Below are 12,551 nucleotides of genomic sequence, written 5' to 3' on the forward strand. Positions count from 1 at the left end.
CTTAAAACCAACACAGATGCCTCTGTAGGAGCTGCCGAGTGAAACGAGGCTGCGATCTTTTGATTTGAACAATAAAGATCAAAAGATCGCAGCCTTCGGCAGCTCCTACAAGGTGCGCAATGGCAGCCCTGATTACTTCAAGCTACCGGACAGGAATTGCTGCAAACGTTCGGATTGCGGGTTCACCAGCACTTCACGCGGGTTGCCGCTTTCTTCGACCACACCTTTGTGCAGAAACACCAACTGGTTCGACACTTCACGGGCGAAGCCCATTTCGTGGGTCACCACAACCATGGTCCGGCCTTCCTGGGCCAGGGCCTGCATGACCTTCAGCACGTCGCCGACCAGTTCCGGGTCGAGGGCCGAAGTTGGTTCGTCGAACAGCATCACCTCAGGCTCCATCGCCAGCGCACGGGCAATCGCTACGCGCTGCTGTTCGCCGCCGGACATGTGACCCGGGTACGCGTCTTTGCGATGGGCGACACCGACCTTGTTCAGGTAGTGCTCAGCCTTGTCGCGTGCTTCGGCTTTCGATACGCCAAGCACGTGGACTGGCGCTTCCATGATGTTTTCCAGCGCGGTCATGTGCGACCACAGGTTGAAATGCTGGAACACCATCGACAGGCGAGAACGCATGCGTTGCAGCTGTTTCGGATCAGCAGCCTTCAGCGCGCCGTCCTTGTTCGCCACCAGCTTCAACTCTTCGTTGTTGAGCAGGATCTTGCCCGCGTGCGGCTGCTCCAGCAGGTTGATGCAGCGCAGGAAAGTACTTTTGCCGGAGCCACTGGAGCCGATGATGCTGATCACATCGCCAGCCGCCGCTTTCAGGGACACGCCCTTGAGCACTTCGTGACTGCCATAGCGTTTATGCAGGTCTTGGACTTCAAGTTTGTACATGCGGTCGGTTCTCACAAAAACAGTCAGTCAGTCGTTGAGCAAGCGCCCGTGACGCAGCGCTTCGCGCCCCGCCACCTTGGCCAGCCAGAAACCGGGTTGGGCATAACGCAGCCGTTCAATGGCAAACAGCACCCCGGACGTACCAGCACACACCGTGCTGACCCGATCCGCGAGCGGATCGATCACTTCGAAAATCTCGTCGCCGGCTTCAACCCATTCACCCGGTTGACGCAAGAAACTCACCACGCCGGGATGCGGCGCGAACAGCAATTCGGTGCCTTCGAACGGCATGCCTTCGCAAGCGTCCTGCGCAGGCTTCGGCCACTCGCCGCTGATCAAACCCTGCTCGGCGAGGAACGCCAGAATGCCTTCGGCGTACGCTTCGGTTTCGGCGCGACCGGTGTCGGCCTGACCACCCAATTCAATGGTAGTCGCCAGGCACGCCAGTGGAATCTGCGCGTCCGGGAACAGCCGCGACAAACGCAACCACGGCAACGAACAGGCTTCGTCGAAAGAGCTTCCACCGGAATCTTCCGCCAGCAGACCGACCCGCACATTCAGGTGCGCGGCCAGCGAACGCCATTGCGGCCAGTGCTGAGGCAAGGCGTACATGTGCAGCGCCGCTTCGGCATCGCAATGCAGGTCCAGCACGACATCGGCGGTGCAGGCATGGCTGAGCAAGATGCGCTGCATGCCCTGCAACTGGCTGCTGGCTTCAGGCAATGCGACCAGATGATCAGCCATCGCCTGACGGATCAACCGAATATTGGCGTGCGGATCGTCGCCGAGACTGTCGGCCAACGCAGACGCAACTGGCGCACTCAACTCAACGAAATCGCGGTTGAAGTTCTTGCCGCTGCCCGCCTCGAAACGTCCTTGATGATTGCCTTGCAGCAGTTGACCGAGGCCCAGTGGATTGGCCACTGGTACCAGTTCGATCACACCGTTGAGCAAGCCTTGGGCTTCGAGTTCGGCCAGACGCTTTTTCAGCGCCCAGGCGGTGCGCATGCCCGGCAGTTCATCGGCGTGCAGGCTGGCCTGAATGTAGGCCTTGCGCTCGCCACTGCCGAAGCGGAACACCGAAATCCGGCGTTCGCTGCCCAAGTGGCTCCACGGCAATGAATGATCGATGCGTTCCATATCAGTGCTTCCGCGGGGCCAGGTAGCCCAACCAGCGGCGCTCGGCCAGTTTGAACAGCTTCACCAGAATGAAGGTCAGGCACAGGTAGAACACGCCGGCGGTGATGTAAGCCTCGAACGGCAAGTAGAACTGGGCGTTGACCGTGCGCGCGGCACCGGTGATGTCGATCAGGGTCACGATGGACGCCAGACTGGTGGTCTGCAGCATCATGATCACTTCGTTGCTGTACTGCGGCAGCGCCCGGCGCAAGGCCGACGGCAGCAGGATGCGCTTGTACATCTTGAAGCGCGACATGCCCATGGCCTTGGCCGCTTCGATCTCGCCGTTCGGCGTGGCGCGCAGGCTGCCGGCAATGATTTCGGCGGTGTAGGCGCTGGTGTTGATGGCAAACGCCAGGCACGCACAGAACGTTGCACTGGACAGCCACGGCCAGAGGTAGCTCTCGCGTACAGCTTCGAATTGCGCCAGGCCGTAGTAGATCAAAAACAGCTGCACCAGCATCGGCGTGCCGCGGATCACGTAGGTGTAGAGCCAGGCCGACATGTTGACGACGGCGTTTTTAGAGACGCGCATCAGGCCCAGCGGCAACGCACACAGCAGGCCGAAAAACAGCGACAGCCCGAGCAATTTGAGGGTAGTCAGCAGACCGCCGAGGTACAGCGGCAACGACTCCCAAATGACGTTGTAGTCGAAGATCATAGATCAGCCGCCCTTACGCCTACCGAGTAGCGCTTCTCAAGTTGACGCAATGCCAGCAACGAGACACTGGTGATCACCAGGTACAGCGCCGCCACTGCGAGGAAGAAGGTGAAAGGTTCGCGGGTGGCGTCTGCCGCCTGCTTGGCCTTGAACATCATGTCTTGCAGACCCACCACCGAAATCAGCGCGGTGGCCTTGGTCAATACCAGCCAGTTGTTGGTGAAGCCCGGAATCGCCAAGCGAATCATCTGCGGCACCAACACCCGGAAGAACACCTGAAAACTGCTCATGCCGTACGCCATGCCCGCTTCAGCCTGACCTTTGGGGATCGCCATGAACGCGCCACGGAAGGTTTCCGACAGGTATGCACCGAAGATAAAGCCCAGCGTGCCGATACCGGCAACCAATGGGTTCAGGTCGATGTAGTCGTCATAACCGAGCATCGGTGCGACGCGGTTAAGCAGGTCCTGACCGCCGTAGAAAATCAGCAGGATCAGCACCAGGTCGGGAATGCCGCGAATCACGGTGGAGTACAGATCGCCCAGCCAGGCCAGCCAACGCACCGGCGACAGACGCAGTGACACGCCGATCAGGCCCAGAACGATGGCCAGGGCCATGGACGACAAGGCGAGCTGAAGCGTCAGCCAAACGCCATCGAGGATGACAGCCCCGTAGCCTTTCAACATGATTCAGGTCCTCGAAAGTTGGGATGAAAAAATGGCGCAAACCTCAGAGATCCTGTTGCTTGCGCCATTTCGGACTTGTCGCTGGGACGTGTTACTTGCCGTAGATATCGAAGGCGAAGTACTTGTCCTGGATTTGCTTGTATTTGCCGTTCTCACGAATGGCAGCGATCGCGGTGTTGATCTTGTCTTTCAACGCGTCGCCCTTGCGAACCGCGATACCTACGCCGTCGCCGAAGTATTTGACGTCGGTGAACGCAGGACCGACGAAGGCGAAACCTTTACCGGCGTCGGTTTTCAGGAAACCGTCATCCAGCAGCGTAGCGTCTGCCACGGTGCCGTCGAGGCGGCCAGCGGCCACGTCGAGGTAGATTTCGTTCTGCGAACCGTATGGCTTGATCTCGGCACCCAGCGGGGCCAGGACTTCGCGGGCGAAACGCTCGTGGATCGAACCACGTTGCACGCCGATGTTCTTGCCCTTGAGCTCGGTCAGGTTGTCACTGACCTGAGTGCCGGCCTTCATGACCAGGCGCGCCGGGGTGTTGTAGTACTTGTTGGTGAAGTCCACGGACTTCTTGCGGTCTTCAGTGATCGACATGGACGACAGGATCGCGTCGATCTTGCGCACTTTGAGTGCCGGGATCAGACCGTCGAACTCTTGCTCGACCCAAACGCACTTGACCTTCATTTCTTCGCACAGGGCGTTACCGATGTCGTAGTCGAAACCAACGATGCTGCCATCCGGGGCTTTCGAGGCGAACGGAGGGTAAGCCGCTTCGATACCGATTTTCAGAGGTTTTTCATCGGCGAAGGTAGGCAGGGACAGCACGGAGGCAAGTGCCAGGGCGCCAAGCAGCACGAGTTTCTTCATCTTGGGACTCCATCGGTAAAGGGCTAAAACGGCAGAGTGAGCGACAGCCCATTATGCGAATGAGTGGAACCGGAAAGCGTTGCTGCGTCCTGGGAAGCGGGTGTTGAAATTCAACACGGGCAACGACGAGCGAGTGATCGGCATTCTAACGACAGGCCCGAAGCCGATATTTCTTCAATGCGACAACAAATTACAGAAGCACCGAGAAAGCCGTTTAGGCACGTTGACAGCCCTGCAAAATCATGCAAGAGCAAAAGACAGTTAACCGATCGATACTGCAAATTGCGGGCCTATTATTGGCAAACCCTTCTAATCCGGCAAGCGCAGCGTGGGGTCTTATTTCTCCAAGGCGGGTACGGGGCCCGGATTTGGGACACAGCGTTTCCCTACGCCCCGGATCGGCGCGATGCGGTTACACATTCAGTAACTTGAAAGATTGCGGGTAACAGTAGGAAACCTCCCACAGAGGAAGCCGATAATTATTGGTTGAAGATCAACATCAAAAGATCGCAGCCTGCGGCAGCTCCTACAGGAATCGCGTTCCACTGTAGGAGCTGCCGAAGGCTGCGATCTTTTGCTCTTCAAAAACAAAAAAACCCGCCAGGCTCACACCTGACGGGGCTTTCAGTGACTCAGAATCAGCGCTTACGCAACATTCATCGTCTTGTGCGTATCAATCAAATGCTGCACCACACCCGGATCGGCCAGGGTGGAGATATCGCCCAACCCATCATATTCAGCCGTCGCGATCTTGCGCAGAATCCGGCGCATGATCTTGCCCGAACGGGTTTTCGGCAGGCCCGGCGCCCACTGGATGACATCCGGCGAAGCAATCGGACCGATCTCTTTGCGCACCCAGTTTTTCAGTTCCAGGCGCAGTTGCTCGTTCGGCTCTTCGCCGTTGATCAGGGTGACGTAGACATAAATGCCCTGCCCCTTGATGTCGTGCGGCACACCAACCACGGCAGCCTCGGCGACTTTCGGGTGAGCAACCATCGCGCTTTCGATCTCCGCAGTACCCATGCGATGGCCGGAGACGTTGAGCACGTCGTCCACGCGGCCGGTGATCCAGTAATAACCATCAGCATCGCGACGCGCGCCGTCACCGGTGAAGTACATGCCACGGAAGGTCTTGAAGTAGGTATCGACGAAACGGTCATGATCGCCGTACAGCGTACGTGCCTGACCTGGCCACGAATCGAGAATCACCAGGTTGCCCTCGGCCTCGCCTTCGATGATATTGCCAAGGTTGTCCACCAGGGCCGGCACCACGCCGAAGAATGGACGTGCCGCAGAACCCGGTTTGAGAGCGTGAGCGCCAGGCAATGGGCTCATCATGTTGCCGCCGGTTTCGGTCTGCCACCAGGTATCGACGATCGGGCAACGGGACTTGCCGACATTCTTGTAGTACCAATCCCAGGCTTCCGGGTTGATCGGCTCACCCACCGAACCGAGCAGACGCAGGCTGCTGCCATCGGCGCCTTCAACGGCCGCATTGCCCTGCGCCATCATCGCGCGGATCGCGGTTGGAGCGGTGTAGAGGATGTTGACCTTGTGCTTGTCGACGATCTTCGCCACCCGGGTGATGTCCGGATAGTTCGGCACGCCTTCGAACAGCAGCGTGGTCGCGCCGTTGGCCAGCGGGCCGTAGACGATGTAGCTGTGGCCGGTGACCCAGCCGACGTCGGCGGTGCACCAGTAAACTTCGCCCGGGCGGTAGTCGAACACGCGCTCGTGAGTCATGGCCGCGTACAACAGATAGCCGCCAGTGGTGTGCTGCACACCCTTCGGCTTGCCGGTGGAACCGGAGGTGTAAAGGATGAACAGCGCTTCTTCGGCGCCCATCTCTTTCGGCGCGCAAACGGTGCCCGCCACTTTCATCAGGTCTTCGTACCAGATGTCGCGATGCTGGTTCCACTTGATGTCGCCACCGGTGCGCTGGCACACGATGACTTTCTGGATGCTGCTGGTTTCCGGGTTGGTCAGTGCGTCGTCGACGTTGGCCTTGAGCGGGATCTTCTTGCCGGCACGGATGCCTTCATCAGCAGTGATCACCACTTTGGATTTGCAGTCGATGATGCGACCGGCCAGGGCTTCCGGCGAGAAACCACCGAACACTACCGAGTGAATCGCGCCGATCCGGGTACAGGCCAGCATGGCGACCACGGCTTCGGGGATCATCGGCATATAGATAGTCACCACGTCGCCGCGGTGTACATCCTGGCCACGCAGGGCGTTGGCGAATTTGCAGACTTGTTCGTGCAGTTCGCGGTAGGTGATGTTGCGGCTTTCGGAAGGGTCATCGCCTTCCCAGATGATTGCGACTTGATCGCCGCGCTCGGCCAGATGACGGTCGAGGCAGTTGTAGGAAACGTTCAGGGTGCCGTCGGCGAACCATTTGATGTCGACATGGTGATCGTCGAAGGAAGTCTGCTTCACCGTGGTGAAAGGCTTGATCCAGTCGAGGCGCTTGGCTTGCTCGCGCCAGAAGCCATCCGGGTTGACGACGGACTGCTGGTACATGGCCTTGTAGGTCGCCTCGTCGGTCAGCGTATTGGCCAGAACCTCGGGACGAACGGGATACAGGGAAGCCGCACTCATCTTTCTTACCTCGGTGGAATAGTTGTTTTTGTATGACCCCGTTTTAGCGGGGCCGCGGCTATAGAACCATTCGACGATGGTAGTAACAAGCCCCTACAAACTGTCGTGATTAGCTGCGCAGCCTGCCAGACCGGGCATTTGCGGCCATCCCCAAAAGCACCAGGTAAACGCAAATCCCTGTAGGAGCTGCCGAAGGCTGCGATCTTTTGATCTTGCTCCTTGAAAATCAAAAGATCGCAGCCTTCGGCAGCCCCTACGGGGATTGTTACAGGATCTGTCAAAGGTGTTTATCAAAACCACGGCTATATGGACGAAGCGCCCGCGCCTAAAATCTGCCCCGCCAACCAGGCAAATTCTGATTAACCAAGTTACAGCCCCCACGAAGGCCGTTAATCAAAACACCTAGTACTAAAGCTCCACACGCAATCCCAAAAAGATTGCGTGCCCCCTCTCGCCTCAAGAAAGGTAAAACTTAAATGAAAGCTTTATTGGTACTGGCCTTCAGCAGTCTGTGCGCAACCGCCATGGCAGACGAGGTTCAGACTGATGTCGCGCAGCAACAACCCCCTATCGAGGAATACACTTACTCGATGCACCTGGACATCGCCAAAGTTATCTCCATGAGCGAAGTGCCCAATGTGTGTGAAGTTGTCCCGATGAAGATGGAATATGACGACTCCAAAGGTCAGCGGCATATTCTGCGCTACAGCGTGATGGGCAACGGCTGCTCCAGCGGCTGATAGTGACTGCACCGAATCGGATCAATTCAGCGCTTGCTGAGGGTCGATTCCAGCCCGGCTTCGGTCGGGCTCAGTTGTGTTTGCAGTCGTCGAAAAGCGTTCGGAAACACAAGATGTAGTGAAAAAAGGCATTTTTTGATTGTTTTTTGAGCAAAAGTGAATTCGAGCAAAAATTACGAAAAAAAATCTTCACCCGCCAAAGCCCTGTAAACCCTCGCTCCGACCGAAAAACCCGCCCTCTCGTCCGCTCCATGCGCGGATTCGCCCCACCACGTCCGTAAAAATTTCCCTATAATGCGGCCTTAAACGGGCCTGCAATATCCCCTTACAGGGATGAATAGCCAGTCTGAAGCCCCGCAACGGCATTCGATGCTGATTGCGCCCATCAGAGGCTCTCGGAACCCCGTAAAAAATTCTGTTTTATTGCCTGCCTTGGCCGGTGCAAAAACGATTCCTTTAGATCCAACGCGGTCAGTACGACCGTGTGAAATACCAACCAATCAATTTCACACGGGCAATCTGGCCCTCACGCAGGAGACGACACGTCATGCTGAGCTGGGACGAATTCGACAAAGAAGACACGGAAGTAGCAGTCAAGAGTGCTAACGCTGGCCACGCCACCGAAGCCAACATGGACCGTCTCGACAGCGCCGGCGGTGCCGCCGCCCTGGAAGCCCGCGCCGTGACCGCCGCTGACTCCGCCGCCGTTGCCCGTGCCAAAGCTGCCCTGGATTCGCTTGACGTCGCCGAAGGCCTCGCCGAACTCGAAGGCGCCTCCGCCCGTGTCGCCGTTGACGAAAAGCGCATGATCAACTGCCGCGCCGACCTCAACCAACTCGTGCCATTCAAGTATGACTGGGCTTGGCAGAAGTACCTGGACGGCTGCGCAAACCACTGGATGCCGCAAGAAGTCAACATGACCGCCGACATCGCCCTCTGGAAAAACCCGGAAGGCCTGACCGACGACGAGCGCCGCATCGTGATGCGCAACCTCGGCTTCTTCTCCACCGCCGACTCCCTGGTTGCCAACAACCTGGTCCTGGCCGTGTACCGCCTGATCACCAACCCGGAATGCCGCCAGTACATCCTGCGCCAGGCCTTCGAAGAGGCGATCCACACCCACGCCTACCAGTACTGCATCGAATCGTTGGCCATGGATGAAGGCGAGATCTTCAACATGTACCACGAGATCCCATCGGTCGCGAAAAAAGCCACCTGGGGCCTGAAATACACCCGCTCGATCTCCGATCCGAAGTTCGAAACCGGCACCGTCGAAACCGACAAAGAGTTGCTGCGCAACCTGATCGCCTACTACTGCGTTCTGGAAGGCATCTTCTTCTACTGCGGCTTCACCCAAATCCTCTCCATGGGCCGCCGCAACAAAATGACCGGCGTCGCCGAGCAGTTCCAGTACATCCTGCGCGACGAATCCATGCACCTGAACTTCGGCATCGACGTGATCAACCAGATCAAAATCGAAAACCCACACCTGTGGGATGCTGAAATGAAGGAAGAAGCTTCGCAGATGATTCTGCAAGGCACCCAGCTGGAAATCGAATACGCCCGCGACACCATGCCTCGCGGCGTACTGGGCATGAACGCGGCGATGATGGAGGACTACCTGAAGTTCATCGCGAACCGTCGTTTGAGCCAGATTGGTTTGAAGGAAGAGTATCCGGGGACGACTAACCCGTTCCCTTGGATGAGCGAGATCATGGACTTGAAGAAAGAGAAGAATTTCTTTGAGACTCGGGTTATTGAGTATCAGACTGGTGGGGCTTTGAGCTGGGATTGATCTTATACACCTTATTTTTCAGCCGAGTCTGGACTTTTTTCACTAAAGCCGGACTGAGCGCACCAAATCTGTGCAAAGAATATAAAAACCACCTAAGGCGCAATGCTTAGGTGGTTTTTTTGCATACGCAACAGCTGAATAAAGCTGCAGTTGCTGGCTGGTCGTCTCCGCCCTATTACTAGCCGTTGAGGTTATCGAATGCGCGACAGTGCTGACTAACAAGCCTCAACAGTACCACTTCTGACTGACATCAGTACCACCAAACAATAACGCCATAGCAGACTTCATCGCTCGCATAAAGATAGTTCTGAATCACTCGACATCATTTATAAAGATTAATATCCGCATTATCCCACCCACTATTCAACTTTTCACACCTCGCACACATCAACGACCCTTATTAAAGGACGCACAATAAATCGAAAGGTGCCAAAGATCGATTCGACCAGTAATTCTAGCGACGAACGGTCTAATCAGAAAAAATATTGCTATAGCGTATAATGTAGAATATACGCTCAATTGGTTATCAGCAATTTATGATTCCTGGAGCTATGAGTGATGCTCATTTACGACCCAATAGAGAAAGCAGTAAGGACTTGGTCTCATGCCGAAATTGAAGGCCCCTGTTTCATCGCCACTATAACCTCACTTGAGAGTGGAGAAACTAACCGCGCGGCGTTACTCCGATGTGCTTACTCGCTGCACCAATACTTATTGGTGGTGAAAGGCGTCGAAATCAAACACATCCATATGATGTGCCCACCTTCGATCAGCGGAAAAAGCCAATGGATTATGGAAGAACTCGTAAGCGTAATTAGCTACAACGGGCTGGGGTTACCGGAAGGTAGTGTTGTCTATCGGACAAAAGAGTCTGTTTACAAAATTGGCGAATTTGATCTAAGACAAAAAAAGAAGTCGCGAGTTCTCTACTCTTCAGAGCAACTTCAGGGGCACATATCCGAGGCATTGCCCCACCCAGCAGGACGGACGACCACAGAACTCTTCGGGCAGATTGGTTGATCGCCCAATCAGAAAGCTCTCTGGGACGGATTTTTCCCCACTTCGCAAGGCGCGCCAGTAAAAATCTCTATAGCGTATAGAGATTTTTACTCAAGCAGGGCTTTATAGTTCCTTTTGCGGACAAGCAAATGGAACTCAAACAATCATTTGGCGAAACGGTCAGATCTATTCGGCGGAGCAAAGGTCTTGCCCAAGGAGAGATAGGAACAAATCAAGGCTTTATTAGTGAGCTTGAGAGTGGACTAAAGGCCCCTACGCTACCAAAAATTGCCGAGCTTGCTAAAAAACTAGGGCTCCATCCAATTACACTTCTTACTGCCACATATGAAAACATGGGACCAGAAAATTCCGATGAATTATTGGCAAAAGTCACCTCAGAACTTGAGCAGTTAAAACGGCTAAAATCCAAAATACTCAAGTAGCCTGACAAAAGTTTACTTGATCGCTCCTTATCCCCCCAAAACGCCTTCTAAACAATTCCACTACCCGAAAATAGTTGACCTATTTTTTTCAATAACCACTACCAGCAGAGCATCTCTTCGACGTTTCTAATCAACAGATAGGGCATCTGCCTACAAAACTCACCGCCTTATGTCGCCCGCCAGCCGACCAATCGGCTCTAGAGCCGCTCCAGGCAGCAGAACAACATCCAAAAAACGGTGGGCCTTATGAGTTCTGTTGGCCAGCAACAGCCTTGCTTCAGCTGTATAACGCTCCTTCAATAGCCACTTTTCAGTTTTAACTTTACGTTTTCCTTTCATAATCGCCTCTTAGATTAAAGGGAAGTAGAAGGCAAAAAAATTTAGCCAGTTTTGAAGCTGGCTATATTAATCTCCTACCAGAGTGGTAATCACCGCTCTTCGAAAACTGCGCCTTAACGCGATCGAAATACCTCTTCCATCCCATCAAGGATATTCCTAATCAGGTATTCGCTTTCAGGCCACTCTCCGACCAGTTGCTCAATCCTACGCGACGGATTTGCTACTGCCTCAGCCGTTTGATCGGAGCTACGGTCACGTCGAGAAATTTGCATATTTTTGCTCAAGCGTACAGCATTTCCCTTATCAATCCGGGTGATATGTGTGAAATGCACGTCAACGCGCTCACTCCCGTATTTGAGAGTAAATCCGCGATTTTTGCGGGCCTCATTATCCTACGACCGAGCAGGTTTAGGCTCATGTGGGTGTTGTATGTGCCGGGAACCACATCCCCCATAACAACATTTATTTTCTCTCCATCGAATCAGCCGCTACTTCAATTCGAAGTTGGCTCTACCGGAGAAAGTCGATGTTGACCGAAAAAGCAAAAACCTTCGTTTACGAATGGAAACACAGTACAGATGAGCTAGCCGGCATCCTGACTGGCGAAGACAAGTCCGTAACACTGAATGACTTACGGGCCCTGTACACCAAGACACTCGCTGAAAATCTACCACCTGCCGGTGTGACCTTCGAAGACGTCGTCATCGGTGGATTCCTTGGCAGGTTGCAATTCCGGCGACCATCAAAACTGACGCCATTTTGGTTTACATCCACGGAGGCGCCTATATCCTCGGAGGGCCAGCGGGATATCACGGCATCAGCGGTAACTTCGCATCCTTGCTGGGTGCCAAAGTATTCATGCCGGACAATCGCTTAGCGCCAGAGCATCCTTTCCCAGCAGCGATTGATGATTCGCTCGCGTTCTACAAAGGCTTGCTTGATCAGGGTTACGCGGCCAATAAAACCCTGATTGCTGGCGAATCCGCTGGCGGCGCAATGACCGTAACGGTCATGGTTGCGGCGCGTAATGCCGGGTTGCCGCTGCCAGCTGGTGGCGTGAGCATTTCACCTTGGGCGAACCTCGAACACACGGGCATTTCGAAAGGCCACCTGGAACCGTGATTGAAAGGGATGTGGCCGGCTATGGAATGGTCAGTGAGGCTGATCTTTTCAGGCCTTCCGATAGCGTCGTGGTTTTGATGTCAGAGGAAACCATCGAGAACGATGGATGCCAGTTCGTTAAACTGTCTTTACCCGAAGACTATTTGCGCTCAGCTCGAGGGACGCGAGAGCTTTCAATAACACTGGCCTACTCGCCAGTGGTCCGGACTACCCGGTTCGAG

12 protein-coding genes are annotated in these 12,551 nt (G+C 55.2%); 5 read left to right on the top strand and 7 right to left on the bottom strand.

The features are described from left to right. Positions 1-132: 132 nt before the first annotated feature. The 6 genes from ACM110_RS00110 to acs all read right to left on the bottom strand — a co-directional run bounded on the left by ACM110_RS00110 (position 133) and on the right by acs (position 6,892). Entirely contained in the window at positions 133-897 is a 765-nt protein-coding gene (locus ACM110_RS00110; protein WP_338582527.1) for an ABC transporter ATP-binding protein, read from the bottom strand. A 27-nt stretch (positions 898-924) separates the two neighbouring features. Further along, entirely contained in the window at positions 925-2,037 is a 1,113-nt protein-coding gene (locus ACM110_RS00115; protein ID WP_416126067.1) for a M14 family metallopeptidase, read from the bottom strand. 1 nt (position 2,038) lies between these two features. Next, entirely contained in the window at positions 2,039-2,737 is a 699-nt protein-coding gene (locus tag ACM110_RS00120; RefSeq protein WP_416126068.1) for an ABC transporter permease, read from the bottom strand. Further along, on the bottom strand, positions 2,734-3,423 hold the full coding sequence (locus ACM110_RS00125) for an ABC transporter permease (protein WP_416126069.1): 690 nt from the start codon (positions 3,421-3,423) through the stop codon (positions 2,734-2,736). Before ACM110_RS00125 ends, ACM110_RS00120 begins: the two co-directional genes overlap by 4 nt. Positions 3,424-3,514: 91 nt before the next feature. Further along, positions 3,515-4,291, bottom strand: a complete 777-nt coding sequence (locus tag ACM110_RS00130) for an ABC transporter substrate-binding protein (RefSeq protein ID WP_338582531.1) — start codon at positions 4,289-4,291, stop codon at positions 3,515-3,517. A 645-nt stretch (positions 4,292-4,936) separates the two neighbouring features. Further along, entirely contained in the window at positions 4,937-6,892 is a 1,956-nt protein-coding gene (acs, locus tag ACM110_RS00135; RefSeq protein WP_416126070.1) for an acetate--CoA ligase, read from the bottom strand. Between the two features lie 476 nt (positions 6,893-7,368). Here acs and ACM110_RS00140 point away from each other — a divergent pair, with 476 nt between their 5' ends. From ACM110_RS00140 to ACM110_RS00155, 4 genes are all read left to right on the top strand, one after another. After that, the gene (locus ACM110_RS00140; RefSeq protein ID WP_416126071.1) at positions 7,369-7,632 is read left to right on the top strand and encodes a DUF2790 domain-containing protein; all 264 of its coding nucleotides are present in this window, start codon (positions 7,369-7,371) and stop codon (positions 7,630-7,632) included. A gap of 547 nt (positions 7,633-8,179) precedes the next feature. Further along, complete coding sequence (locus ACM110_RS00145) at positions 8,180-9,427, top strand: ribonucleotide-diphosphate reductase subunit beta (RefSeq protein ID WP_007978181.1); 1,248 nt, start codon at positions 8,180-8,182, stop codon at positions 9,425-9,427. A 558-nt stretch (positions 9,428-9,985) separates the two neighbouring features. Further along, the gene (locus ACM110_RS00150) at positions 9,986-10,447 is read left to right on the top strand and encodes a hypothetical protein (RefSeq protein ID WP_416126072.1); all 462 of its coding nucleotides are present in this window, start codon (positions 9,986-9,988) and stop codon (positions 10,445-10,447) included. Positions 10,448-10,575: 128 nt separating this feature from the next. Then, positions 10,576-10,869 carry a helix-turn-helix domain-containing protein gene (locus ACM110_RS00155; protein WP_416126073.1) on the top strand — a complete coding sequence of 98 codons (294 nt, stop codon included), beginning with the start codon at positions 10,576-10,578 and terminating at the stop codon, positions 10,867-10,869. A 159-nt stretch (positions 10,870-11,028) separates the two neighbouring features. Here the strand turns inward: ACM110_RS00155 and ACM110_RS00160 are convergent, their stop codons facing one another. Then, positions 11,029-11,208, bottom strand: coding sequence for a hypothetical protein (locus ACM110_RS00160; RefSeq protein ID WP_416126074.1), 180 nt, complete (start codon positions 11,206-11,208; stop codon positions 11,029-11,031). Positions 11,209-11,937: 729 nt separating this feature from the next. Here ACM110_RS00160 and ACM110_RS00165 point away from each other — a divergent pair. Beyond that, on the top strand, positions 11,938-12,330 hold the full coding sequence (locus tag ACM110_RS00165; protein WP_416126395.1) for an alpha/beta hydrolase fold domain-containing protein: 393 nt from the start codon (positions 11,938-11,940) through the stop codon (positions 12,328-12,330). The last annotated feature ends 221 nt before the right edge of the window (positions 12,331-12,551 follow it).

Source organism: Pseudomonas sp. NFX98 (assembly GCF_047784845.1).
Classification (GTDB): Bacteria; Pseudomonadota; Gammaproteobacteria; order Pseudomonadales; family Pseudomonadaceae; genus Aquipseudomonas.

Excerpts from the sequence above, each read along its gene's own strand:
- ACM110_RS00125 (WP_416126069.1), bottom strand. The coding sequence starts at position 3,423 with ATGTTGAAAGGCTACGGGGCTGTCATCCTCGATGGCGTTTGGCTGACG.
- ACM110_RS00120 (WP_416126068.1), bottom strand. The coding sequence starts at position 2,737 with ATGATCTTCGACTACAACGTCATTTGGGAGTCGTTGCCGCTGTACCTC.
- ACM110_RS00110 (WP_338582527.1), bottom strand. The coding sequence starts at position 897 with ATGTACAAACTTGAAGTCCAAGACCTGCATAAACGCTATGGCAGTCAC.
- ACM110_RS00115 (WP_416126067.1), bottom strand. The coding sequence starts at position 2,037 with ATGGAACGCATCGATCATTCATTGCCGTGGAGCCACTTGGGCAGCGAA.
- ACM110_RS00150 (WP_416126072.1), top strand. The coding sequence starts at position 9,986 with ATGCTCATTTACGACCCAATAGAGAAAGCAGTAAGGACTTGGTCTCAT.
- ACM110_RS00160 (WP_416126074.1), bottom strand. The coding sequence starts at position 11,208 with ATGAAAGGAAAACGTAAAGTTAAAACTGAAAAGTGGCTATTGAAGGAG.
- ACM110_RS00140 (WP_416126071.1), top strand. The coding sequence starts at position 7,369 with ATGAAAGCTTTATTGGTACTGGCCTTCAGCAGTCTGTGCGCAACCGCC.
- ACM110_RS00145 (WP_007978181.1), top strand. The coding sequence starts at position 8,180 with ATGCTGAGCTGGGACGAATTCGACAAAGAAGACACGGAAGTAGCAGTC.
- ACM110_RS00130 (WP_338582531.1), bottom strand. The coding sequence starts at position 4,291 with ATGAAGAAACTCGTGCTGCTTGGCGCCCTGGCACTTGCCTCCGTGCTG.
- ACM110_RS00155 (WP_416126073.1), top strand. The coding sequence starts at position 10,576 with ATGGAACTCAAACAATCATTTGGCGAAACGGTCAGATCTATTCGGCGG.
- acs (WP_416126070.1), bottom strand. The coding sequence starts at position 6,892 with ATGAGTGCGGCTTCCCTGTATCCCGTTCGTCCCGAGGTTCTGGCCAAT.